This is a genomic window from Sphingomonas sp. HF-S4, assembly GCF_032911445.1.
Taxonomy (GTDB): Bacteria; Pseudomonadota; Alphaproteobacteria; order Sphingomonadales; family Sphingomonadaceae; genus Sphingomonas; species Sphingomonas agrestis.
Genome location: NZ_JAWJEJ010000001.1, coordinates 2,824,441 through 2,849,100, shown reverse-complemented (window position 1 = coordinate 2,849,100; position 24,660 = coordinate 2,824,441). Strand labels below are relative to the sequence as shown.

Here is a 24,660-nt window from a genome sequence, read left to right as displayed (position 1 = left end):
ACGTAGGGGCGGATCACAAGCCGGGCAATTTGCCTGGCGCTTGGGGGTAGTCGCCCGAAGTTGCGTGCGGCCGGGGCGACGGGGCCGCTACCAGCCGAACCGGTCGCGCATCGCCTTGGCGTCGGCGGCGGGCATCCGCGCGATCAGCACGCGCATCGTCGCGCCGCCGATCAGGGTGCCGGCATGCCAATAGGCCCAGTCCTCCACCTCGCCATCGCGGACGCTGACCTGCTGACCCTGGACGAAGCCGGGGGCGAGCGGCTTGTTGAGCAGGCGAGCGACGCTGGTGTCGCCGCGGTGGGAGACGATCTCAGCCCAGATGAATTCGGAGGCCGGGCCGGGGAGCAGATCATATTTGATCATGAACCCGCCCTCGTCTGGGCTGGGCGCGGTGGCATGGCCGAAGAAGACGGGAAGGCCGGCGCGTGCCTTGAGGGTTGCGGCAGCCATCTCGGGGTCGCCGGCGGGAACGGCGATGGGCGCGTCCTGGAGCGCAAGCGTGGGCGGCGCGGCGAGCAGGAGCAACGCCGCGCCGGCCATCGTCATACGTGGATCGGCTTGCCGAGGACGCCCATCGCGGCTTCCTTGATCGCCTCGCTGTGCGTCGGGTGCGCGTGGCAGGTATAGGCAATGTCCTCGGACGTGGCGCCGAATTCCATCGCCTGGGCGACCTGGGCGATCATCGTGCCGGCGGGCGCGGTGATGATCCAGGCGCCGAGCACGCGATCGGTCTTGGCGTCGGCGATCACCTTTACCCAGCCGGTGGTGTCGTCGATCGCCTTGGCGCGGCTGTTGCCCGCCATCGGGAACTTGCCGACCTTGACCTCGCCCTTTTCGCGCGCCTGCTCCTCGGTGAGGCCGACGCCGGCGATCTCGGGGTGCGTGTAGACCACGCTCGGGATGACATCGTGGTTCACGATGCCGGTGAGGCCGGCGATGTTCTCGGCGACCGCAATGCCTTCGTCCTCGGCCTTGTGCGCGAGCATCGGGCCGGGGATGACGTCGCCGATCGCCCAGACGCCGTCGACCTTGGTGCGGAAGCTGTGGTCGGTCTCGATCTGGCCGCGCTGGTTGGTGGCGAGGCCGATCGCGTCGAGGCCAAGGCCGTCGGTGTTGGGACGGCGGCCGATCGAGACGAGCACGGCATCGGCCTCGATCGTCTCGGCAGCGCCGCCCGCGGCCGGCTCCACGGTCACGATCGCCTTGCCGCTGTTTACCGCGACGCCGGTGACCTTGGTGGAGAGCTTGATCTCCATGCCCTGCTTCTTGAAGATCTTGGCGGCCTCTTTGCGCACGTCCCCGTCCATGCCGGGGAGGAGCTGGTCGAGGAATTCGACGACGGTGACCTTGGCGCCGAGGCGCTGCCACACCGAGCCGAGCTCGAGCCCGATCACACCGCCGCCGATGACGACCATGTGCTCGGGGACCTTCTCGAGCGCGATCGCGCCGGTCGAATCGACGACGACCTTCTGGTCGATCTCGACGCCGGGAAGCGGCGTGACCGACGAGCCGGTGGCGATGACGATATTCTTGGCGGTGACTTTCCGCTCGCCGACCTGGACGGTGTGCGCATCGACGAAGGTGCCGAGGCCCTTCACCCATTCGACCTTGTTCTTCTTGAACAGGAACTCGATGCCGCCGGTGAGGCCGGTGACGGCCTTGGCCTTGTCCGCCATCATCGCGGGGAGGTCGAGCTCGACGCTGCCCAGCTTGACGCCATGCTTGGCGAGCGCGCCCGAAGCGGCCTCATAGAACTTCTCCGAGGCGTTAAGCAGCGCCTTGGACGGAATGCAGCCGACATTGAGGCAGGTGCCGCCCAAAGTCTCGCGGCTCTCGACGCAGCCGGTGCGCAGCCCGAGCTGCGCAGCGCGAATCGCGGCGACATAGCCGCCGGGGCCGGAGCCGATCACGAGAACGTCGAAGTCGTATTCAGCCATTTGTCACTCCGTTCGCCCTGAGCTTGTCGAAGGGCCGTACTTCTCTGGTTCCGTCCGAGAAAGAAGAACGGGGCTTCGACAAGCTCAGCCCGAACGGAATGTGGGTATCGTTACCTGCGCTTTACAGGTCGATCAGCAGACGGGTCGGATCCTCGATCGCGTTCTTCAGCGCGACGAGGAAGGTCACTGCCTCGCGGCCGTCGATCAGGCGGTGATCGTAGGACAGCGCAAGGTACATCATCGGGCGGACGACGACCTGGCCGTCGCGGACCACCGGGCGGTCCTCGATGCGGTGCAGGCCGAGCACGGCCGACTGGGGCGGGTTGATGATCGGCGTCGACATCAGCGAGCCGAACACGCCGCCGTTCGAGATGGTGAAGGTGCCGCCCTTCATGTCTTCCATCTTGAGCGTGCCATCCTTGGCGCGCTTGCCGAAATCGCCGATCGTCTTCTCGATGCCAGCCACCGACAGGTCCTGCGCGTCGCGGATCACCGGGACGACGAGACCCTGCGGCGCGGAGACCGCGACCGAGATGTCGGCATAGTCATGATAGACGATCTCGTCGCCTTCGATCGACGCGTTGACCGAGGGGATGTCGCGCAGCGCCTGGACGGCGGCCTTCACGAAGAAGCCCATGAAGCCCAGGCGGACGCCGTGCTTCTTCTCGAACAAGTCCTTGTACTTGGTGCGCGCAGCGATGACTTCGGTCATGTCGACGTCGTTGAACGTCGTCAGCAGCGCGGCGGTGTTCTGCGCTTCCTTGAGCCGCTTGGCGACGGTCTGGCGCAGGCGCGTCATGCGGACGCGCTCTTCCTTGCGGCCGCCCGACGAAGCGGCTGCGACAGGCGCCGGCGTCGCGGCGGGGGCTGCGGCGGGCTTGGCGGCCGCTGCGGCGACGACGTCGTCCTTGGTCAGGCGGCCGTCCTTGCCAGTGCCCTGGACAGTCGAGGGATCGACGCCGGTTTCGAGCACCGCACGGCGGACCGACGGGGAGAGCGCGGCTGCCTCAGCAGATGCGGGAGCCGGGGCCGGGGCGGCGGCTGCGGGCGCCGGGGTGGACTCGGCAGTGGGGGCGGGGCTGGGTGATGCGGCAGCGCCGCCGCCTTCGCCGACCGTGGCGATGACGGCGCCGACCGCGACGGTGTCGCCGACCTTGACGATTTGGTCGCCCATAACGCCCGCTACGGGCGAGGGGACCTCGACCGAGACCTTGTCGGTCTCGAGGCTGGCGATCGGCTCGTCGAGCTTGACCGGATCACCCGGATTCTTGAGCCATTCGCCGAGCGTCGCTTCGGTGATCGATTCGCCGAGGACCGGGACCTTAACGTCTGCCATTTTCTTCTACCTCGTTACGATTTCCGCGTCCGGCGAATCTCTTCGCGAACGCTGTGACCAAGTGCTTCGGCGACGAGCGCGCCCTGTTCGGCAGTGTGGCGCTTCATCAGCCCGGTGGCGGGCGATGCCGCCGCGGCGCGGCCGGCATAGCGCGGCCGCTGCGACTTGACCCCGGCATCGACCAGGCACTGCTCGATGAGCGGCTCGACGAAGAACCAATAGCCGTTGTTCTTCGGCTCTTCCTGCGCCCAGATCACTTCCTCGACATTCGCCATTTTCTTGAGGCGCGCCGTGAGCGGTTCGCCGGGGAAGGGATAGAGCTGTTCGATGCGGACGATCGCGGTGTTCTTGTCGCCCGCCGCGTCGCGCGCCTCAATCAGGTCGTAGGCGACCTTGCCGGTGCACAGCACGAGGCGCTTCACGTCCGTATCGGCCGGGGCCGAGGGATCGGAGAGGATGCGCTTGAAGTGGCTGTCGCCCAAGAAGTCCTCGGTCTTCGATACCGCCAGCTTGTGGCGGAGCAGCGACTTGGGCGTCATCACGATCAGCGGCTTGCGGAAATTCCGGTGCATCTGCCGGCGCAGCATGTGGAAATAGTTCGCCGGGGTGGTGACGTTGGCGACCTGGATATTGTCCTGCGCGCACGCCTGGAGGAAGCGCTCGGGGCGAGCCGAGCTGTGCTCGGGGCCCTGGCCCTCATAGCCGTGCGGCAGCAGCATCACCAGGCCGTTGGCGCGCAGCCACTTAGCCTCGCCCGCGGTGATGAACTGGTCGATCATGATCTGTGCGCCGTTGACGAAGTCGCCGAACTGCGCCTCCCAGAGCACCAGCGCCTTGGGATCGGCCGAGGCATAGCCATATTCGAAGCCGAGCACGCCATATTCGGAGAGCGGGCTGTCGAGCACTTCGAAATTGCCGTGGCGGATCGTCGAGAGGGGCACGTATTTGTGCTCGTCCTTCTGGTCGACCCAGACGGCGTGGCGCTGGCTGAATGTGCCGCGGCCCGAATCCTGGCCCGACAGGCGCACCCCGAAGCCTTCGGAGAGCAGCGCGCCGAACGCCAGCGCCTCACCGGTCGCCCAGTCGAAATTCTCGCCCGACTTGAACATGGTGCGCTTGGCATCGAGCACGCGGGCGAGTGTCTTGTGGATTTCGGTGCCCTCGGGAACCTCGGTCAGCGTGCGGCCGAGGCTGTCGAACAGCTTCTTCTCGATGCCGGTATCGACGCTGCGGCGGGCGCTTTCGGCATCCGCGGGTGCGCCGAGGCCCGACCAGCGGCCGGCGAACCAGTCGGCCTTGTTGGGAAGATACGACTTGCCCGCCTCAAACTCGCCTTCGAGCAGCGTGGTGAATTGCTGCGTCTTCTCGTCGACGAAGCCCTGGTCGACCACGCCCTCGGCGGCGAGGCGCTTGGCATAGACTTGGCTCACCGGCGGATGCTGGCGGATCGCCTTATACATCAGCGGCTGGGTGAAGCTCGGCTCGTCGCCTTCGTTATGGCCGAAGCGGCGATAGCACCACATGTCGATCACGACGTCGCGCTTGAACTTCTGGCGAAACTCGACCGCGACCTTGCACGCAAAGGTCACTGCCTCGGGATCGTCGCCGTTGACGTGGAGGATCGGCGCCTGGACGCCCTTGGCGACGTCCGAGGGATAGGGCGAGGAGCGTGCGAATTGCGGGCTCGTCGTGAAGCCGACCTGGTTGTTGATGATGAAGTGGACGCAGCCGCCGGTATTGTAGCCGCGGATCCCCGAGAAGCCGAGGCATTCCCACACGATCCCCTGGCCCGCAAACGCCGCGTCGCCATGAATCAGCACCGGAAGCACCTGCTCGTGCTCGGCGAGATCGCCGCGCAGCGTCTGGAGCGCGCGCGACTTGCCTAGTACGACCGGGTTGACCGCCTCGAGGTGCGACGGGTTGGCGACCAGCGACATGTGGACGCTGATCCCATCGAACTCGCGATCGGTGCTGGTGCCGAGATGGTACTTCACGTCGCCCGAGCCGCCGACATCCTCGGGGTTCGCCGAGCCGCCGCCGAATTCGTGGAAGATCACGCGGAACGGCTTGGCCATCACATTGGCCAGAACGTTGAGGCGGCCGCGATGCGCCATGCCATAGACGATCTCGCGGATGCCGGTGGCGCCGCCGTACTTGATCACCGCTTCGAGCGCGGGGATCATCGCTTCGCCGCCGTCGAGCCCGAAGCGCTTGGTGCCGACGTATTTGCGGCCGAGGAACTTCTCCCACTCCTCGGCTTCGATCACCTTGGAAAGGATCGCCTTCTTGCCGTCGGGCGTGAAGTGGATTTCCTTGTCCTTGCCTTCCATCCGATCCTGGAGGAAGCGGCGCTCCTCGACATCGGCGATGTGCATGTATTCGAGGCCGACATTGCCGCAATAATTGGCGCGCAGGATGTCGACGATCTCGCGGATGGTCGCCTTCTCGAGGCCAAGCGTGCCGCCGAGATAGATCGGGCGATCGAGATCGGCGCCGGTGAAGCCGTGATATTCGGGCGTCATGTCGGCGGGCAGGTTCTGCCGGGCGAGGCCGAGCGGATCGAGGTTCGCGGCAAGGTGACCACGCACGCGATAGGTGCGGATCAGCAGCATCGCGCGGATCGAATCGTTCGCGGCCTTGACGATATCGTCCTGCGACGCGGCGGGGGCGGCGGGCTTGGGCGCGGCGCCGCCCTTGGCAGGCTTGGGCGCGGGCTCCATCTGCGTGGGATCCAGCCCGGCGGTGAGCGTGTCGGTGTCCGACAGCGGCCAGCGCGGATTGGCCCAGCTCGGGCCCGAAGCGGTGTTTTCGAGTCCTTCGAAGAACTGCTGCCACTGCGGCTCGATGCCGGCGGGATCCGCCTGGTAGCGGCGATACAGCGTCTCGATGAAGGCGGGGCTCACCCCGCCGGCGATCTGCTCGAAATCCAGGCCTTCATAGCCCATTCTACACCTCGTCACCCCTGCGAACGCCGGGGTCTCATGCGGCACGCGATCCCGGCTTTCGCCGGGATGACGGCCTAGTGGATCAGCCCTTCAACACTTCGACCAGCGTCTCGCCGAGCAGCGAGGGGCTCGCCGAAACGCGGATGCCGGCGGCTTCCATCGCCGCGATCTTGCTCTCAGCGTCGCCCTTGCCGCCCGAGACGATCGCGCCGGCATGGCCCATGCGCCGCCCCGGAGGCGCGGTGCGGCCCGCGATGAAGCCGGCCATCGGCTTCTTGCGGCCACGCTTGGCCTCGTCGATCAGGAACTGCGCGGCCTGCTCCTCGGCGTCGCCGCCGATCTCGCCGATCATGATGATCGACTTGGTCGCCTCGTCGGCGAGGAAGAGTTCGAGCACGTCGATGAAGTTGGTGCCGTTGACCGGATCGCCGCCGATGCCGACTGCGGTGGTCTGGCCGAGCCCGGCATTGGTGGTCTGGAACACGGCTTCATAGGTAAGCGTGCCCGAACGGCTTACGACGCCGACCGAACCCTTAGAGAAGATGCTGCCGGGCATGATGCCGATCTTGCATTCGCCGGGGGTGAGCACACCGGGGCAGTTCGGGCCGATGAGGCGCGACTTGGAGCCCGACAGCGCGCGCTTGACGCGGACCATGTCGAGCACTGGGATGCCTTCGGTGATCGTGACGATCAGCGGGATCTCGGCGTCGATCGCCTCGAGGATCGAATCGGCCGCGAAGGGAGGCGGCACGTAGATCACCGACGCATCGGCGCCGGTCTTCGACTTGGCCTCGGCGACGGTGTCGTACACCGGCAGGCCGAGATGCTCGGTGCCGCCCTTGCCCGGCGTCACGCCGCCGACCATCTGGGTGCCATATTCCAGCGCCGCCTTGGTGTGGAAGCTGCCGGTCTCCCCGGTCATGCCCTGGGTGATGACCTTGGTGTTCTTGTCGACGAGGATGCTCATTGGGTCTCTCTTTCGTCCTCCCGACGAAAGCCGGGACCGTATCGCACGAGACCCCGGCTCTCGCCGGGGTGACGGTTGTTGCTTAATTGAGGCTCTCGTCGATGCCCTTGCAGGCGACGAGCAGTTCCTTGACCGCGTCGACCGAGACGGTGAGGTTGGCCTTGGCTTCGTCGGTCAAGTTGATCTCGATGATCTTCTCGACGCCGTCCTTGCCGATGATGATCGGCACGCCGACGTAGAGATCGTCGACGCCATACTGGCCGGTGAGGTGCGCCGCCGCGGGCAGGACGCGCTTCTTGTCGTAGAGATAGCTCTCGGCCATCGCGATCGCCGAGGTGGCCGGGGCGTAGAAGGCCGAGCCGGTCTTCAAGAGGCCGACGATCTCGCCGCCGCCCGAGCGGGTGCGCTGGACGATCGCGTCGATGCGCTCCTGGGTCGAGAAGCCCATCGCGATCAAGTCGCTGACCGGGATGCCCGAGACGGTCGAATATTCGAGCACCGGCACCATCGTGTCGCCGTGGCCGCCGAGGACGAAGCTGTTGACGTCCTTGACCGAGACCTGGAACTCCTCGGCGAGGAAGTGGCTGAAGCGCGCCGAATCGAGCACGCCGGCCATGCCGACGACCTTCTGGTGCGGCAGCCCCGAGAATTCGCGCAGCGCCCAGACCATCGCGTCGAGCGGGTTGGTGATGCAGATCACGAACGCGTCGGGAGCGTTGGCGGCGATGCCTTCGCCGACGGCCTTCATGACCTTCAGGTTGATGCCGAGCAGATCGTCGCGGCTCATGCCGGGCTTGCGGGCGACACCGGCGGTGACGATGATCACGTCGGCGCCAGCGATGTCGGCATAGTCATTGGTGCCGGTGATCTTCGAATCGAAGCCTTCGACCGGGCCGCACTGCGACAGATCGAGCGCCTTGCCCTGCGGCACGCCCTCGACCACGTCGAACAGGACGATGTCGCCCAGGCCCTTGAGTGCAGCGAGGTGCGCGAGCGTACCGCCGATGTTGCCGGCGCCGATAAGCGCGATCTTCTTGCGGGCCATGGAATCTCCTTGCTCTGGTCAAGCAGCCGCAGACGCAGCTGTGCCTGCGAAAACGCGGGCGGCTTAGGCCTATAATAGAGCCTCCGCAACCCGCGACGCGCAAGGAGACGACATTATCTTTGCGAATAATTCGCAACTGCAATAAGGACTTGGCCGAGCCTTGGCGTCCGCATCGCCTGACAGGGGCATGCGGATTGGGGCCGCGCATTCAACGCTAGGATGCCGGGTTTAGATCCTGCGCGAACATGAATGCGTTGCCGTCGGGGTCGTAGAAGGTGACTAGGCTCACCATGCCGGGAATGGTCTGGATCGGGCCGTCCTGGCGCACGCCGGCGGCATCGAGCGCGGCCTTGGCGGCGTGGATGTCGACGACGCCGAAGGTGAGCGTGGCGCCGCCGCCCGCGGGGACCTGCTCGACCTGCGACAGGCCGAGCGTAACCCGCGACACGGGGCTGACCAGTTCGGCCCAGGCGATTTCGTCGACGCGATAGGCGAGTTTCATGCCGAGCATTTCGCCATACCAGGCGATCGCGCGATCGAGGTCGGTGACGTTGAGCGCGCAGGTCAGCACCCCGTCATAGGCGACGCGGGTGGTGGCTGCGGCGGTATCGGCAAGCGTGGTGGCATTCATCGACTCGGTTCCCCTCTTTGCTTCCATTTGTATAGCTGATAGTGAAACGGTCAGGATGTCAACGCCCGTTCCGATCGACGTGCTGCGCGCACTCGGCGCCAATCGCTGGGCGCTGCCGGTGATGGCGCTGCTCAGCCGCGAGGGCGGCGCGCGCTTCGCGGTGATCGCGCGCGCTTATGGCCTGTCGGCGCACAGCCTGACCCGCTGCCTCGAGCATCTGCGCGGCTGCTTCTGGGTGATCCCCAATCCCAGGCACGGCCACCCGCTGCGGCCCGAATATCTGCTGAGCGAGATGGGACGGCCGGTCGGGGCGCTGTGCGAGCGCATCCTGGGCGAGCGCGAGCGGCTGGGTCTCGGCGCAGGCGACCTGTCGCGCTGGAGCCTGCCGCTGGTGGCGGGACTGGTACCCGAATGGAGCCGGTTCGGCGAGGTCCAGGCGCGGCTCGCGCCGGTGACGCCGCGCGCGCTGTCGCAGACGTTGCAGGCGATGATCGGGCAGGATCTGGTGACGCGGCGGCTGGAGGATCGGTTCCCGGTGGTGCCGCTGTATGGGCTTAGCGGGCGGGGCCGGGATCTTGCGGGGGTGATGGCGGGGTGACCAAGCGAACCTAAACCTCCGTCACCCCGGCCGAAGTGGCGGGGTCCACCGGGCGACGAAGGAAGAGCTCGCGGTTGTTCCCACGCGCCTCCGCATACATCTCTCCCGGCGGCGCAGTGGACTCCGGCACTTCGGCCGGGGTGACGGCTGCTATTTGGGGGCGGCTCGCTTGCGATATTCCTCCGCCAGCACCTCGAACGCCAGCTTGCGCTCGCCGGTCTCGGAGATCAGCCCTTTCCGGTTATAGCCCTGCTGAAACACCGAATGCTGGCGGCGCGGTGAGCGGAAGTCCTTGAGGATCCAGGGCGAGAGGCCGGCGAGCTGGGGAACCTTCGCCGCCATCGCCAGCGTGGCGCGGTAATAGTCGGCCTGGAATTCCTCGCTGAACTTGTGCGGATCGGCGGCCTTGTCGTGATAGCCCGCCAGCGTATCGGCGCCGAATTCGGAGAAGATCAGCGGCTTCGCGGGTAGCCGCCATTGCTGCGCCGCAACCTGCGCGAAGCTGTCGTCCGAATACCAGCCGCCATAGGTGTTGATCGCCATCACATCGAGATCGGTGACCAGCGGGTCGTCGCTGGTCTGGACGCCGTCGACCTTCTTGCTGAGCAAGGCGGCGGTGACCAACCGGCTGTCGTCGAGCGCGCGCACGTCGCCGATCAGCGTGCGGAGGAAGCCATTGCGGGCGTCGTTGATCGGAGTTTCGTTGGCGACGCTCCACAGCACGATGGAGGCGCGGTTGCGGTCGCGCAGCATGTTCTCACGCAGCTGGCGGCGCGCGGTGGCGAGCGTTTCGGGGTTCTCCCAGTTGACGCGCCAATAGGTCGGGATCTCGCTCCACACGAGGAGGCCAAGCTCGTCGGCCATGCGGGTGGTGATCTCGTTGTGGGGATAATGGGCCAGGCGCACGAAATTGCCGTGCAGGCCGTACTTGATCTCGCCGAGCAGCGCGCGGGTGGCGCCCGGCGTGATCGCGCGGATCGGGTTTTTGCCAAGCTCTTCCTCGTGCATGCAGATGCCGCGCAGGAAGAGGGGCTTGCCGTTGAGCAGGATCTGCGTGCCGCGGACCTCGACTGTGCGGAAGCCGATGCGGTCTTTCAGCCGATCCTCGCCGGCGCTGAGCTCGACATCGTAGAGCGTGGGGCTGTCGGGCGACCAGCGCTTGAGCCCGCGCGGGGCGGCGCGGACGGCTTCCAGCCGGCCTTCCGCATCGGTGATACCTTCGATTGCGAAGCCGAGCGCGGGGATCGCGACGCGCACCCGTTGGCCGGCCGCGGCGGGGCCGTCCAGCTTCGCGGTAACGGCGATGCGGCCGTCGCGGGTCAGGCGGACCCAGGCATCGTCGACATAGGTATCCGAGGTTGTGATCAGATCGATGCCGCGCGTAATCCCGCCATAGGTCTCCCAGTCGGTGATCGTGCCGGGGACATCGTCCATCGTCCGCGCCGAATCGACGCCGACGGTGATCTGGTTGCTGCCCGCGCGCAGCAACTTGGTCACGTCGAAGGCGAAGGGGGTGAAGCCGCCCTTGTGGGTGCCGACCTTCTGACCGTTGAGCCAGACGTCAGCGGTGTAGTCCGCGGCGCCGAAGCGAAGGAACACGCGCTTGCCGGGCGCAGGGAGCGGGGTCTCGAAGGTGCGCTGGTACCAGACCAGCCCCTGATAGTAGCGCATCTCCGGCGCATGGCCGATCCAGCCGCCGGGAAGGTGGGTGACGGGTGAGCGCTGCATGTCGAATTCGAACAGCGCGCGAGGGTTGGCGGCCTGGACCTCGGCCTGGACGCGATCCTGCCAGCGCTGCGTGCTCGGATTGGGTGGGCCGCCGTGAAACCCCGCTATGCCGTCGCGCAGCGGATCGACCGACCAATGCCATGCGCCGTTTAGGCTGAAGCTTTCGCGCATGTCCGCGGCAACCAGGACGGGCTGGGCGAAAGCGGAGGGGGCGAAGAGGCCGACCAATAGCCACAAGGTCGCAAGCAGACGCATCCAACTCTCCCCGTTCGTGCTGCGCTTGTCGAAGCGCTGCCCTGTTCTTGCGTCGAGGATAGAGAGAAAAACGGTGCTTCGACAAGCGCAGCACGAACGGGGTGGGTCGGTGCGCTTAATTCGGTCGGGGGATCAGCGCTCGCCATGCCCTTCTGCGAGATACTCGTCCGACGACATCTCATGCAGCCGCGAAGCGGTGCGCTCGAACTCGAAGGCGCCGTCACCGGCGATATAGAGGTCGTCGGGCTTGGCGTCCGCCGCGGCGAGGAGCTTGACGCGGTTCTCGTAGAGCGCGTCGACCAGCGTGACGAATCGCGCAGCCTCGTTGCGGTTCTCGGGGCCGAGCCGCGGGATGCCGACGAGGATGACGGTGTGGAAGCGGTGCGCGATGGCGAGATAGTCGGGCGCGCCGCGCGCCTCGCCGCACAGCCGCTTGAACGAGAATACCGCGACGCCCTTCAGCGCCTTGGGGACGTGGATCGAGCGGCCGCCGGGAATCGGCAGGTCGCATGCCGGAACGCGGGCGCGATCCTCGACCGGATAATCGGTGAGGCGGAAAAAGGCGGCTGAGAGCGCGGCGGTGGCCTCGGGGCCATTGGGGACGAGCCAGGTATTTATGCTGCCCAGGCGATCGAGCCGGTAGTCCACCGGGCCATTGAGCGTCAGCACGTCCATCTTGCCTTCGATCAGCGCGATGAAGGGCAAGAAGAGCTGGCGGTTGAGGCCATCTTTGTAGAGGTCGTTCGGCGCGCGGTTCGAGGTGGCGACGACGGTGAGGCCGTGTCCCATCATCTCGGTGAACAGCCGCGATAGGATCATCGCGTCGGCGGGATTGTTGACCACCATCTCGTCGAAGGCGAGCAGGCGGATGTCGTCGGCCAGCGCGTCGGCGACCGCGACGACGGGATCGGCGGTGTCCTTCTGGCGCTCGACGTTGAGACGCTCGTGCACTTCGAGCATGAATTCGTGGAAATGGACGCGGCGCTTGCGGCGGATGTCGACGTTGTCGAACAGCAGGTCCATCAGCATCGATTTCCCGCGGCCGACGCCGCCCCACATATAGACGCCGCGGGGCGGTTCAGGGGCGCGACCGAGCGCGCGCCAGAGGATGCTGCCCTTTCTGGGGACGGCTTCGAGCTGCTGGGCGAGCGCGTCGAGCCGTTCCGCCGCGGCGGCCTGTTCGGGGTCGGCGCGGAGCTCGCCCGCGGCGACGAGCTCGCGATAGCGGGTGAGAACCTTGCTCATTTCAGCACCCCGTCATCCCGGCGAAAGCCGGGTTCTCGTGCGACGGCGGAATGCGGCTTGGGATCCCTGCTTTCGCCGGGATGACGGGAAGGGGCATGATCAGAGTGCGCGTTCGGCTTCCATCTTCTTGATCTCGGCGATCGCCTTGGCCGGGTTGAGGCCCTTGGGGCAGACGTTCGCGCAGTTCATGATCGTGTGGCAGCGATAGAGGCGGAACGGATCCTCGAGCTGGTCGAGCCGCTCGCCGGTCATCTCGTCGCGGCTGTCGGCGAGCCAGCGATAGGCCTGGAGCAGGATCGCGGGGCCGAGGAACTTGTCGCTGTTCCACCAATAGCTCGGGCATGATGTCGAGCAGCAGGCGCACAGGATGCACTCATACAGGCCGTCGAGCTTCTCGCGCTGCTCGGGGCTCTGGAGGCGCTCCTTGCCCGAGGGCGTGGTGCTGACCGTCTGCAGCCACGGCTTGATCGAGCTGTACTGCGCGTAGAAGTGCGTGAAATCGGGGACGAGGTCCTTGATGACGTCCATGTGCGGCAAAGGCGTGATGCGGATGTCGCCCTTGATGTCATCGATCGCGGTGGTGCAGGCGAGGCCGTTGCGGCCGTCCATGTTCATCGAGCACGACCCGCAAATGCCTTCGCGGCACGAGCGGCGGAAGGTCAGCGAGCTATCCTGCTCGGACTTGATCTTGATGAGCGCGTCGAGAACCATCGGGCCGCATTCGTCGAGATCGACTTCGAAATTGTCATAGCGCGGGTTCTCGCCCGAGTCCGGATCGTAGCGATAGATCTTGAACTTCTTGACGCGCGTCGCGGACGCGTCGGCCTTGTGGTCCTTGCCCTTGGTGATGCGGCTGTTCTTGGGCAGACGGAAATCGGCCATTCCTCGGAGTCCTTAGCGACACGATAGTTGGTGCGCGGGCTATGCCTTTCGCACTCGCAGCGCAACCCCGTAGGTCCGCGGGAGCTCAGGCTTTGTTGGCGAGCACCGACTCGAGAAGACCCGGAAAGCGCGCATTGAAATCGGTGCAGCGCAGGCGATTGATCCGCTCGCGGCCCTCGATCGTGGTCTCCACCAGCCCCGCGGCGCGCAGCACGTTGAGGTGATTGGAGATCGTGCTCTTGGGCGTGCCACCGGCACAGGCAGTGCTGGCGTTGAGGCACGGGCATTCGACCAGCCGCGCGATGATGTCGAGCCGCACCGGATCGGCGAGCGCGTGCAGCGCCGCGGCGAGGCTGACGTCCTTGAGGTCGGGGTGCACAAGGCGATCCATGAGGCCGATATAGGAATGCTTCGCCATTTCCATAGTTCGGAAATCTTGAACTATCTAACGCGCACCCCAGATCAGCGTCCGTCCCGGCAGCCGGCGAAGCGATCGGCTGGGGACCGGAGATTTGGAAATGTCGAAAAAACTCGCAGGCAAGCGCGCACTGGTCACTGGCGGATCGCGCGGGATCGGCGCGGCGATCGCCAAGCGGCTCGCGGAAGACGGCGCCGATGTCGTCATCACCTATGCCGGCAATCACGAGGCCGCTGCCGCGACCGTCAAGGCGATCGAAGGCGAAGGCGTGAAGGGGCTGGCGGTACAGGCCGATGCGGGCGATGCCGCTGCGGTGACCGCGGCGGTCAATCAGGCGGCCCAGACGCTGGGCGGGCTCGACATCCTCGTCCACAATGCCGGGGTCTTTGGCGGCACGCCGGTCGATCAGGGCGGGTATGACGACTTCCGCCGGGTGTTCGCAGTCAATGTCGATGGCGTTGCCGCGGGCACGGTGGCGGCGGTGCCGCATCTCGCCGATGGCGGCCGGGTCGTGATCGTCGGCAGCGTATCGGGCGATGTCTCGATGATCCCCGGCATGGCCAGCTATGGCGCCAGCAAGTCGGCGGTGCAGGGACTGGCACGCGGCTGGGCGCGCGATCTCGCGTCGCGCGGCATCCTGGTCAACGTGATCCAGCCCGGGCCGATCGATACCGACATGAACCCCGCCGATGGCGACATGGCCAAGATCATGCTGCCCAACATTCCCCTGGGCCGCTATGGCCGCGCGGAAGAAGTCGCCGCACTGGCTTCGTTCCTGGCGAGCGACGAATCGTCGTTCATCACCGGCACGACGATCGATATCGATGGCGGCGCGACGGCGTAAACCGCCCGACAGTCCGTTAGATCAGATCCAGCACGAGGCCGAGGTCGCGCGCCTCCTCGGCCTCGATATACCAGTTCGAAGGCGCGCGCTTCTGGACTTCCTCGAACGCGATCTTCGATCCCGCGACGAGCGCGCGGAAGCCCTCCTCCTCGATCCGCACCGATTCCTCGATCTCGTGGAGATTGGCCTTCAATCCGGCGACGACGCTCTTGAGTGGGCCCGACAGCTCGACCGTCTTGGTGAGGATGCGCTCATGCACCATGATCCGCGTGCCGCGGGTGAGGAAACGCTTGTCGGTGGGGAAGCTCGCCATGAAGGTAGCGCCCGCCGAATAGACGGCGACCTTGCCGAGGAAGAGCGTCTCGCGGCCGGTATATTCGCGCAGCAGGCGGAGCTCGTCGCCCATCAGCCGGGCGACTTCCGGATCGCCCCCCAGGGTCGAGATCGCGACGACCAGCGGGCCGTCCGCGGGCGCGGCGGCGAGCTGCTCGCGGAAGCGCGCATACATGTCATGGTCCACCGGGCCGTGGAGGATGATATGCGGCTGGCTGAGCAGGGGGTAGCGCATGGCGCGGTTTTCTGGGGTGTCGGTCATCGCCAGCGCAACTACCGTCGAGGGTTGCGGTTCCGAGCTATGGCTTCAGCGCATCGGTTGCGGGCGCACCCACGCGGGGCGTTGCAGTCTTGGGCATGCGCGCCTCGAGCGGATCGAGCCAGGCCTCGACACCTTCGCCGACCGTCGCCTGCGGGTTGGAGGAAGGCAGGCGACCCGAGGTTTCCCAGTCGCTGATCAGCGCGCGCGCCTCGATCAGCGCATCGCCCAGCGGTTGCGGCTTGCGCAGCGCGTGGTTGATCAGCGCATCGCCGAAAAAGGTCCAGTCATTCTCGGCGCGGCAGCCGAACGAGGTGCGATCCGATGAGGCCGCGGTAAACAAGGCGGTCTCGTGGTTCGAGAGCACCGGCACGAAGACCCCCGAATAGCAGGCCGAGAGGATCAGCAGCCGGTTGCGGATGCCGAGCTCGTCGAGGATGCCGGCAAGGCGATCGGGCGAGAGGATGCCGTATCCCTCGTCGCCGTCATGATAGGCGATGCCGACCTTGGCGCCGTGGCTGGTGACGTAGAGGACAAGCACGTCCTGCTTCTTGTCCATGAGTTCCGCCACGCGGGCGAGGCCGAGGGTGAGCGCTTCGAGGCTGCCGGCCGGAGCGTCGCCGTTGCGCGCGAGCAGGAGGGTGCGGCCCGCGGCATCGTAGCGGCGCGACAGCACCTTGGCGGTTTCGCGGGCCTCCCGCCCGAATACCGGGTCGCTGTCGAGCGCGATCGAGACGACATACGCATCGACCGTTCCGGCACGCTGCGGCTGGAGCGCGTCCAGCGCGCGGGCGAGTTTGCGGCGGTCTTGCAGTAGCCAAGTGGCGGGCCGTCCGCGCTCGAGCTGCGGGCCGAGCGCCAGCGCCGCGGCCATCTCCGACTGGCTCGCGCTGGCGAGGATCTGCGGCCATTCCTTGGTATGAGCGACCTGGACGATTTGTGTCGATGCCGGTGCCGCGCCGAGCAATGCCGCAGCTGCCACCCATGCATGGAACGCGAAACGCATACGCCTGCCCCCGAACCGATCGGGTCAATCTCGTGCGCGTGGCAAGGAAGTCAACCCATCCCCGCTGCCTGCGCCCCCGGCACGCTGCACGATCAGGCGGGCCGTAACGCGGAGGACTGCCCACCGCCGAGACTGTCCTGTTTCAGGACGAGAAAATCTCGCAACCGCCTAGTCGCTGCGCCAGCGCGATGATTATCCACAGAAATTAAGCGGAAATGTCCGATCGCGGCACAAGTCCGTTGTGCGGCGCAACGCTGCTGTCATGATCGCTGCCTAGCCAAGCGCCAGTTCCTGCGTCTCCCTATCATTGCGCTTCCCTGTCCGGTGCCCGTCTCGGCCCGCGACCGTCGAGCAACAGAGGATCGATCATGGCCGCCAACGTGTTCATTAACGAGTTTCACTACGACAATGCCGGCACCGATACCGGCGAGTTCATCGAGATCGCCGGCGCCGCCGGCACGGACCTGACCGGCTGGAAGGTCATCCTCTACAATGGCGCGAACGGGCAGAGCTACAACACGGTCACGCTGAGCGGCGCGCTCGCGAACCAGCAAAACGGCTTCGGTACGCGCGGCATCACCTACCCGGTCGACGGCGTCCAGAACGGCTCGCCCGATGGCATCGCGCTGGTCGATCCCAACGGTGTCGTCGTTCAGTTCCTCAGCTACGAAGGCGTGTTCACTGCGACCAACGGCCCCGCCGCCGGCATGACCAGTACCGATATCGGCGTCTCCGAAGGCACCTCTGCCCCGGTTGGCGGCTCGATCGGCCTGGTCGGCACCGGCACGCAATATGGCGACTTTACCTGGGCGGCGATCGGCAACGACACGCCCGGCGGCGTAAACGCCGGCCAGACCTTCGGCGGCGCGACGCCCCAGCCCGGCACGCTCAACATCGCCGACGCCTCGGTCATCGAGGGCAATAGCGGCACCACCGACATCGTCTTCACCGTCACGCGCGCCGATGGCAGCGCCGGCGCGGTCTCGGCTACGTACACGGTGAGCTTCGGCACCACCGATGCCAGCGACTTCGGAAGCTTCAGCGCCACCGGCACGGTGAGCTTCGCCGCCGGCGCCACCACCGCCGAGATCCGCCTGCCGGTCAAGGGCGACACCGCGTTCGAATCGAACGAGACCTTCACCGTCACGCTGAGCGCGCCGCAGGGCGGCGTCACGCTCGGCGACGCGGTCGCCATCGGCACGATCACCAACGACGACGCGGCGCCCCCCGCGCCGGCCGCGAACGTGTTCATCAACGAAATCCACTACGACAATGCCGGCACCGATGCCGGCGAGGCGATCGAGATCGCCGGTGTCGCCGGCACCAACCTCGCCGGCTACAAGCTCGTTCTCTACAACGGCACCAACACGCCGGATGCCGCACCGAGCTACACCACCACCAACCTGACCGGCGTGATCGACGACGAAGGCAACGGCTTCGGCGCGGTGTCGTTCAGCTATCCTTCGAACGGCATCCAGAATGGCAATGCCGACGGCATCGCGCTGATCGCGCCCGACGGCACGGTGATCCAGCTGCTCTCCTACGAAGGCACCTTCACCGCCGCCGCCGGCACCCCCGCGGCCGGCGTGACCAGCACCGATATCGGCGTCTCGCAGGGCGGCTCGGATCCGATCGGCCTCTCGCTCCAGCTCAAGGGCAACGGGTCGAGCTATGGCGACTTCACCTGGGCCGCGGCTTCGGACGACAGCTTCGGCACGCTCAACGACGGGCAGACCTTCCTTCCCGCCAACGGCCCCAGCCACATCCGCATCGGCGACGCGCGCGTCACCGAGGGCGATAGCGGCACGTCGAACCTCGTCTTCACCGTTACCCGCGCCGGCGGCAGCGCCAACGCCGCGAGCGTCGCCTACACGATCAACCTCGACGGCACCGCGACGGCGGACGATCTCGCCCCCGGCGCGATCCTGTCGGGCACGATCAGCTTCGCCCCCGGCGAATTCTCCAAGCAGATCGTCGTGCCGGTAAAGGGCGACACCGTCGGCGAGCCCAACGAGACGCTGTCGGTCTCGCTCGGCGCGACCACCGGCAACGTCATCATCGACGACGGCCTCGCGATCGGCACGATCACCAACGACGATCCGATCGCGCTGACGATCGCCCAGATCCAGGGAGAGGGTCATGCCTCGGCCTATGTCGACCAGAAGGTGTCGACCGCCGGCATCGTCACCGCGGTCGACAGTAACGGCTTCTACCTCCAGATGGCGGTCGGCGACGGCAATGCCCGCACGTCGGATGCGGTGTTCGTGTTCACCAGCACCGCGCCGACCGTCGTCGTGGGCGACGGCGTGACCGTGCGCGGCACCGTCGCCGAGTTCCAGGCGGCGACCACCGGGCTCAGCCTCACCGAGATCGTCGCGCCGACGGTCACGATCGACAGCCACGGCAACGCGCTGCCTAGCGCCGTGCTGCTCGGTGCCAACGGCGTTCTGCCACCCGCCGAGGCGATCGATGACGACGGCCTCACCAGCTACGATCCGACCACCGACGGCATCGACTTCTGGGAATCCTTGGAAGGGATGCGCGTCACGATCGAGACTCCCCAGGTCGTCTCGAACACCAACGAGTTCGGCGAGACCGACGTCGTCGCCTCGTTCGGCAACGGCGCCACCGGGCTCAACGGTCGCGGCGGCCTGACGATCTCGCCGGGCAGCCAGGGTGTTCCCGACTACAACCCCGAGAAGATCCAGATCGACGATGATGCCGGTGTGTTCGCGGGCTTCACCCCGGGCTATTCGATCGGCGACCAGCTGAGCAGCGTCACCGGCGTGGTCAACTACGCCTTCGATAATTACGAAGTGATCGTCACCGAGGCGGTGAGCGTCACCAAGGACGTGACGCTCGCGCGCGAGACCACCGTACTCAAGGGCGACGCCAACAACCTGTCGATCGCGACCTACAATCTCGAGAACCTCGACACGTCGGACGGCAAGTTCACGATCCTCGCCAAGGACATCGTCTACAATCTCGGCGCGCCGGACATCCTCGCCGCGCAGGAGATCCAGGACGCCGACGGCGCCGGCTCGGGCTCGAACCTGTCGGGCACCGTCACCGCCCAGGGCCTGATCGACGCGATCTACGCCGAATCGGGCAAGCGATACGCCTATGTCGAGATCGCCCCGACCACTGCCGGCTCGACCGGCGGCGAGGGCGGCGGCAACATCCGCAACGGCTATTTCTACAATATCGATCGGGTGAACTATATCGAGGGCAGCGCCCAGCTGATCGACGGCACCGCCTATAACGGCACGCGGAAGCCGCTGGTCGCGCAGTTCGCCTTTGCCGGCCAGACCGTCACTGCGATCAACGTCCACTTCACCTCGCGGCTCGGCAGCGATCCGCTATGGGGCGACAACCAGCCCGCCACCGATGCCGGCGATGCCGCCCGCACCGCGCAGGCGGCGGGGGTCAAGGCCTGGGTGCAGGCGCACCTTGCCGACGATCCCGCGATGAACATCGCAGTGCTCGGCGACTTCAACGGCTTCTATTTCGAGAATGCCCAGAAGCTGCTCACCGAGGCGGCGCAGGGCGGCGTGTTCACCAACCTCGCCACGCTCCTTTCCGAAGAAGAGCGCTACAGCTACATGTTCAACGGCAACGCGCAGCTGATCGATAACATCCTGGTCACCGGCGGCCTCGTCGCCAATGCCCAGTATGACGCGGTGCACCTCAACGCCGAGTTCACTGGCAGCCGCCCGACCGACCACGACGCCCAGGTCGCGCTGCTCCGACTCGGCGCCGCGCCGAAGGACGTTGCACTCAGCAACGCGAGCGTTGCGGAGAACCTGCCCGCTGGCACGGCGGTCGGCACCGTCTCGGCGACCGACACGCCCGGCGACAAGCTCACCTATTCGCTAGTCGACAATGCCGGCGGGCTGTTCGTGATCGACGCCAACACCGGCGTGATCACCACCACTGCGCCGCTCAACTTCGAAGCGATCGCTTCGTACAACGTCGTCGCCAAGGTCACCGACAGCGGTGGGCTCAGCACCCAGCAGAGCTTCACCATCAAGGTGACCGACGTCAACGAAGCCCCGGTTGCGAGCGCGGACAAGGTTGCAGTCAACGAAGATGCCACCACGGCCAACCTCTGGACCTCGCTGCTCGGAAACGACAGCGATCCGGATGCCGGCCAGACCGCGACGCTCTCGATCTCTTCGGTCAACACCAGCGGCACGCTCGGCACGGTGATCTTCGACGCCGCGACCAAGACGCTCAAGTACGTCGCCGACAATGACGCGTTCGACATGCTGGCGACCGGCAAGAAGCAGATTGATACCTTCACCTACACCGTCACCGACGCCAATGGCCTGACCAGCACTGCGACGGTCAACGTCACGGTTACCGGCATCGCCGACGGCGTGGTCAAGGTCGGTACCTACGGCGCCGATACGATCAACGGCACCGCGGGCGAGGATCGCCTGTGGGGCGGCGGCCTGGGCAACGATACGATCAATGGTCTCGGCGGGCACGACCTGATCTCGGGCGGGCTCGGCAACGACAAGCTCGACGGCGGCGACGGCAACGACGTGCTGTTCGGCAACCTCGGCGACGACCAGCTCCGCGGCGGCAACGGCAACGACGTGCTGATCGGCGGCTATGGCTATGACAAGCTGTGGGGCGGTGCCGGTTCGGACAGCTTCCACTTCGGGGCGACCTTCGGCGACGACACGATCTACGACTTCAACACCGCAGAGGATCTCATCATCCTCGACGACGGAGTCACGGTCACCCAGACCAAGGTGCACGACGCCAATGGCGACGGCGTCAACGATCTGGTGCTGACGCTGACCGTCGGCAGCGTCACGCTGCTCGGTGTCAGCGATGCCAGCAAGGTCAAATACGGTGCGCAGGATTATTATTCGACGCATCAGGCCGGGCTCGACGGCAACCTCGACGGCGTTGCCGACGCCTTTGGCGGCCTGGGCGGCACCGGCACCGGTCCGTTCACCGGCGTGGGCGGCAGCGCGGTGGACGGCCTCGCAAAGCTCAATCTCCACCTGATCGAACTGGCTCATGGCTTCTGAGCATTTGCCTAAGTTGAAGTTCGCAGCCAAAGTCGTGCCCCGTGACCATCCAGGTCGCGGGGCACTGCTTATCATGGGCTATCAAGATGCGCGTTGAACGTCCTCTAGGTGCGATGCGCGCCGCACTGGCGCTGTGCCGGCGGCATTTCCTTGCGGCGGCGGGGTTCAGCGCGCTGGTCAACCTGCTCTACATCGTGCCCACGCTCTACATGCTGCAGGTCTATGACCGCGTCGTGCCGACCCAGGGCGTACAGACCCTGTTCTTCTTGACGCTGGTACTGTTGTTCGCGCTGGCGACGCTGTCGCTGCTCGATCGCGTCCGCGCGCGACTGCTGGTGCGCGCCGGGGTTCAGCTCGATGCCACGCTCGCGCCGCTGATCCTCGACGCGACGCTCGGCCGGCCGGACCTGCCGATCGCGCGCCAGGCGTTGCGCGAATTCGATACGATGCGCGGCACCCTCACCGGCGCAGGCATCCTCGCGCTGTTCGATGCGCCCTGGGTGCCGATCTACATCCTCGTCTGCTTCATGGTGCACCCCTGGCTCGGCCTCGTCGCGATCCTCGGCTGCTCGGTGCTGCCGCTGATCGCCTGGCTCAATGAGCGCGCGACGCGCAGCCGGCTCGATCGGGCGCAGATGATCGCCAGCGCTTCCTATGCCAATCAGGATGCGCTGCTGGCTTCGAGCGACAGCATCCGCGCGCTCGGCATGCGCCGCGCGATGGTCGCCCGCCAGCTCCGCCAGCGCGAGGCGATGCTCGCCGCGCAGACGGAGGCAAGCTTCGCCACGGGCAGCTACCTCACCGCCACCAAGTTCACCCGGCTCGCGCTTCAGTCGCTCGCGCTCGGGCTCGGGGCGCTGCTCGCGGTCGACAATCTCATCTCGGGCGGCGCGATCTTCGCCGCCTCATTCCTGATCGCCCGGGCACTCGCCCCGATCGAGCAGCTGATCGGTACCTGGAAGACGATCGCCCAGGGCCGGCAAAGCTATCACAGCCTGACTGCGCTGCTCGAGGGCGAGGGCATCCATCCCGAGCCGACCCGGCTGCCGCCGCCGCAAGGCGCGGTGCTGCTCGAGGGCGTGACCGTGCTCAACGAGGCACGCGACGGCGCGATTCTCAGCGCGGTGTCGCTGCGGATCGAGCCCGGCGAAGTCGTCGCGATCATCGGGCCCAGCGGTGCAGGCAAGTCGACGCTCGCCCGCGCCATTGCGGGGGCGCTGTCGCCCGATCGCGGCACGATCCGGCTCGACGGCGCCGATACCCGCGACTGGGATCCCGAGCAGCTTGCCAGGCATATCGGCTATCTTCCGCAGGATTCCGCGCTGTTCGCCGGCTCGGTCGCAGAGAATATCGCGCGCTTCGCCGGTGAGCTCGGCGAGGACCGGGCCGCAGTCGATGCCGCGGTGGTCGCGGCGGCAGGCAAGGTCGGCGCCGATCCGCTGATTCGCCGGCTTCCGAGCGGCTATGACCATCAGCTCAAGCTCGGCGGACGCGGCGTCTCCGCGGGGCAGGCGCAGCGCATCGCGCTCGCCCGCGCAGTCTACGGCGATCCGCGTATCCTGATCCTCGACGAGCCCAATGCGCATCTCGACAGCGAGGGCGATGCCGCGCTGGTGGCCGCGCTGGCCGCGCTCAAGACGGATGGGCGGACCATCCTGATCGTGTCGCACAAGCTCGGCATCCTGCCGGTGGTCGACAAGATTCTCCTCCTGCGTGACGGCCGTGCCGAAATGTACGGGCCGCGCGACGAAGTCATGGCCAAGATCGCGCCACCCAATCTACGCCAGGTGACGCCCCCCACGGCAAAGGCAAACGGATGAACGCGCCGATTCTCCTCCAGCCTGTCGGCCCCGCGCTTCCCGCGCCGGTTGCCACTGGCGCCGATCCGGGCCGCGACATCCGCACCGGCGCGTTCATTGCCGCCTTGTTCTTTATCGTTTTCCTCGGCTGGGCGATGTTCGCCCGGCTCGATGCCGCGGCCTATGCGCCCGGCACGCTGGTCGTCTCGGGCCAGCGCCAGTCGGTCCAGCACCGCGACGGCGGCGTGGTCGGCAAGATCTATGTCCGCGAAGGGCAGCGCGTCGAGCGGGGCCAGCTGCTAGTCCAGCTCGCCGCCGCCGAAGTCGAGGCGCAGGAGCGTGCGCTCGGTTCGCAGGCGATCCGGCTGCTCGCCCAGCGCGCCCGGCTCGAGGCCGAGCAACTCGGCCAAAGCCGGATCGTCGCGCCGCGCGAATTCGCCGCGCTCCCGCCCGAGGATCGCGACGAGGCGGCCGCGGCGATCCGCCTCCAGCAGACCGAGCTCCAGGCGCGCACCTCGGTGCTCGCCGCGCAGCGCGGTGCGCTCGGCCAGCGCGTCGTCCAGGCGGGCGAGCAGGGCAAGGGCTATAGCGACCAGACCGTCTCCGCCGGCGAGCAGCTCCGGCTGATCGAGGAGCAGATCACTGCGCTCAAGCCCGTTGCCGACAAGGGCTTCGTCTCGCAGACGCGGATGCGCGAACTCGAGCGCGCCCGTGCCGAGCTCCAGGGCCGCCGCGGCCAGTACAGCGCCAGCGTCGCCCAGACGCGCGGTGCCGCCAAGGAAAGCGAGATCCAGGGGCTCGAGGCCGAGCGCAGCTTCCGCGAGCGTAGCGCCGCCGACCTGCGCGATGTCGACACGCGCCTCGGCGACGTCCTCCCGCGCTGGACCGCGGCGCGCGACCAACTCGAGCGCACTGCGATCCGCTCCCCCGCTACCGGCGCGGTGGTCGGCCTGTCGGTATTCACTCCCGGCGGCGTCATATCGCCCGGGCAGAAGCTGATGGACGTGGTGCCCGAGCAGACCCCGCTGCGCATCCAGGCGCGGATCTCGCCCGAGGATGCCGACGACCTGTCGGTCGGCCAGCGCACCTTGGTCAAATTCTCCGGGCTGCACGAGCGAACCTTGCCCAATCTCGAAGGCAATCTCACGCGGCTCTCCGCCGACAGCTTCATCGACGAAAAGAGCGGGATGAGCTATTTCACCGGCGAGATCACCGTGCCGCGCGCCCAGCTCCAATTGATCCAGGGCGTGCGCGGCGCCGACTTCGCACTGCGCGCCGGCATGCCGGTCCAGGTGCTGATTCCTCTACGCAAGCGCACCGCGCTCGATTATGCGCTCGAACCGCTGATCGGCAGCTTCTGGTCGTCGTTCCGCGAGCATTGAGCCCA

At 66.8% G+C, this 24,660-nt stretch carries 18 protein-coding genes; 5 read left to right on the top strand and 13 right to left on the bottom strand.

Going from position 1 to position 24,660, the window contains the following annotated elements; translation table 11 throughout:
* Positions 1 to 87: 87 nt before the first annotated feature.
* From RZN05_RS12915 to RZN05_RS12885, 7 genes are all read right to left on the bottom strand, one after another.
* The gene (locus tag RZN05_RS12915; RefSeq protein WP_317227013.1) at positions 88 to 546 is read right to left on the bottom strand and encodes a DUF2314 domain-containing protein; all 459 of its coding nucleotides are present in this window, start codon (positions 544 to 546) and stop codon (positions 88 to 90) included.
* Positions 543 to 1,937 carry a dihydrolipoyl dehydrogenase gene (lpdA, locus tag RZN05_RS12910; protein WP_317227012.1) on the bottom strand — a complete coding sequence of 465 codons (1,395 nt, stop codon included), beginning with the start codon at positions 1,935 to 1,937 and terminating at the stop codon, positions 543 to 545. The genes RZN05_RS12915 and lpdA overlap by 4 nt, the downstream gene beginning before the upstream one ends.
* A gap of 121 nt (positions 1,938 to 2,058) precedes the next feature.
* Positions 2,059 to 3,273: a 2-oxoglutarate dehydrogenase complex dihydrolipoyllysine-residue succinyltransferase gene (odhB, locus tag RZN05_RS12905; RefSeq protein WP_317227011.1), complete on the bottom strand. Its 1,215-nt coding sequence runs from the start codon at positions 3,271 to 3,273 to the stop codon at positions 2,059 to 2,061.
* A gap of 14 nt (positions 3,274 to 3,287) precedes the next feature.
* Complete coding sequence (locus RZN05_RS12900; protein ID WP_317227010.1) at positions 3,288 to 6,218, bottom strand: 2-oxoglutarate dehydrogenase E1 component; 2,931 nt, start codon at positions 6,216 to 6,218, stop codon at positions 3,288 to 3,290.
* 82 nt (positions 6,219 to 6,300) lie between these two features.
* Positions 6,301 to 7,185, bottom strand: a complete 885-nt coding sequence (sucD, locus tag RZN05_RS12895; RefSeq protein ID WP_317227009.1) for a succinate--CoA ligase subunit alpha — start codon at positions 7,183 to 7,185, stop codon at positions 6,301 to 6,303.
* An 82-nt stretch (positions 7,186 to 7,267) separates the two neighbouring features.
* Positions 7,268 to 8,230 (bottom strand): malate dehydrogenase, encoded by a 963-nt coding sequence (gene mdh, locus RZN05_RS12890; protein WP_317227008.1) that lies wholly within the window; start codon positions 8,228 to 8,230, stop codon positions 7,268 to 7,270.
* 214 nt (positions 8,231 to 8,444) lie between these two features.
* Complete coding sequence (locus RZN05_RS12885) at positions 8,445 to 8,861, bottom strand: VOC family protein (protein ID WP_317227007.1); 417 nt, start codon at positions 8,859 to 8,861, stop codon at positions 8,445 to 8,447.
* Positions 8,862 to 8,916: 55 nt separating this feature from the next.
* Here RZN05_RS12885 and RZN05_RS12880 point away from each other — a divergent pair, with 55 nt between their 5' ends.
* The gene (locus RZN05_RS12880; protein ID WP_317227006.1) at positions 8,917 to 9,459 is read left to right on the top strand and encodes a winged helix-turn-helix transcriptional regulator; all 543 of its coding nucleotides are present in this window, start codon (positions 8,917 to 8,919) and stop codon (positions 9,457 to 9,459) included.
* 150 nt (positions 9,460 to 9,609) lie between these two features.
* Here the strand turns inward: RZN05_RS12880 and RZN05_RS12875 are convergent, their stop codons facing one another.
* The 4 genes from RZN05_RS12875 to RZN05_RS12860 all read right to left on the bottom strand — a co-directional run bounded on the left by RZN05_RS12875 (position 9,610) and on the right by RZN05_RS12860 (position 13,987).
* Positions 9,610 to 11,442 carry a glycoside hydrolase family 2 protein gene (locus RZN05_RS12875; protein ID WP_317227005.1) on the bottom strand — a complete coding sequence of 611 codons (1,833 nt, stop codon included), beginning with the start codon at positions 11,440 to 11,442 and terminating at the stop codon, positions 9,610 to 9,612.
* Positions 11,443 to 11,574: 132 nt separating this feature from the next.
* A complete protein-coding gene (gene zapE, locus RZN05_RS12870) occupies positions 11,575 to 12,687 on the bottom strand; it encodes a cell division protein ZapE (protein ID WP_317227004.1) in 1,113 nt (370 codons plus the stop codon).
* A 99-nt stretch (positions 12,688 to 12,786) separates the two neighbouring features.
* The gene (locus RZN05_RS12865; protein WP_317227003.1) at positions 12,787 to 13,569 is read right to left on the bottom strand and encodes a succinate dehydrogenase iron-sulfur subunit; all 783 of its coding nucleotides are present in this window, start codon (positions 13,567 to 13,569) and stop codon (positions 12,787 to 12,789) included.
* Positions 13,570 to 13,654: 85 nt separating this feature from the next.
* Positions 13,655 to 13,987 (bottom strand): ArsR/SmtB family transcription factor, encoded by a 333-nt coding sequence (locus RZN05_RS12860; protein ID WP_317227002.1) that lies wholly within the window; start codon positions 13,985 to 13,987, stop codon positions 13,655 to 13,657.
* A 100-nt stretch (positions 13,988 to 14,087) separates the two neighbouring features.
* On the opposite strand from RZN05_RS12860, the gene RZN05_RS12855 reads away from it, so the two are divergent.
* Complete coding sequence (locus RZN05_RS12855; RefSeq protein ID WP_317227001.1) at positions 14,088 to 14,831, top strand: SDR family NAD(P)-dependent oxidoreductase; 744 nt, start codon at positions 14,088 to 14,090, stop codon at positions 14,829 to 14,831.
* Positions 14,832 to 14,847: 16 nt separating this feature from the next.
* Here the strand turns inward: RZN05_RS12855 and RZN05_RS12850 are convergent, their stop codons facing one another.
* A complete protein-coding gene (locus RZN05_RS12850) occupies positions 14,848 to 15,399 on the bottom strand; it encodes a ClpP family protease (protein WP_394804803.1) in 552 nt (183 codons plus the stop codon).
* A gap of 64 nt (positions 15,400 to 15,463) precedes the next feature.
* Positions 15,464 to 16,429 (bottom strand): C13 family peptidase, encoded by a 966-nt coding sequence (locus RZN05_RS12845; RefSeq protein ID WP_317226999.1) that lies wholly within the window; start codon positions 16,427 to 16,429, stop codon positions 15,464 to 15,466.
* Positions 16,430 to 16,797: 368 nt separating this feature from the next.
* Between RZN05_RS12845 and RZN05_RS12840 the strand changes: the two genes are divergently transcribed.
* From RZN05_RS12840 to RZN05_RS12830, 3 genes are all read left to right on the top strand, one after another.
* The gene (locus tag RZN05_RS12840; RefSeq protein ID WP_317226998.1) at positions 16,798 to 21,474 is read left to right on the top strand and encodes an Ig-like domain-containing protein; all 4,677 of its coding nucleotides are present in this window, start codon (positions 16,798 to 16,800) and stop codon (positions 21,472 to 21,474) included.
* A gap of 113 nt (positions 21,475 to 21,587) precedes the next feature.
* Positions 21,588 to 23,294: a type I secretion system permease/ATPase gene (locus tag RZN05_RS12835; RefSeq protein WP_317226997.1), complete on the top strand. Its 1,707-nt coding sequence runs from the start codon at positions 21,588 to 21,590 to the stop codon at positions 23,292 to 23,294.
* Positions 23,291 to 24,655, top strand: a complete 1,365-nt coding sequence (locus RZN05_RS12830) for an HlyD family type I secretion periplasmic adaptor subunit (RefSeq protein ID WP_317226996.1) — start codon at positions 23,291 to 23,293, stop codon at positions 24,653 to 24,655. The genes RZN05_RS12835 and RZN05_RS12830 overlap by 4 nt, the downstream gene beginning before the upstream one ends.
* Positions 24,656 to 24,660 lie beyond the last annotated feature (5 nt).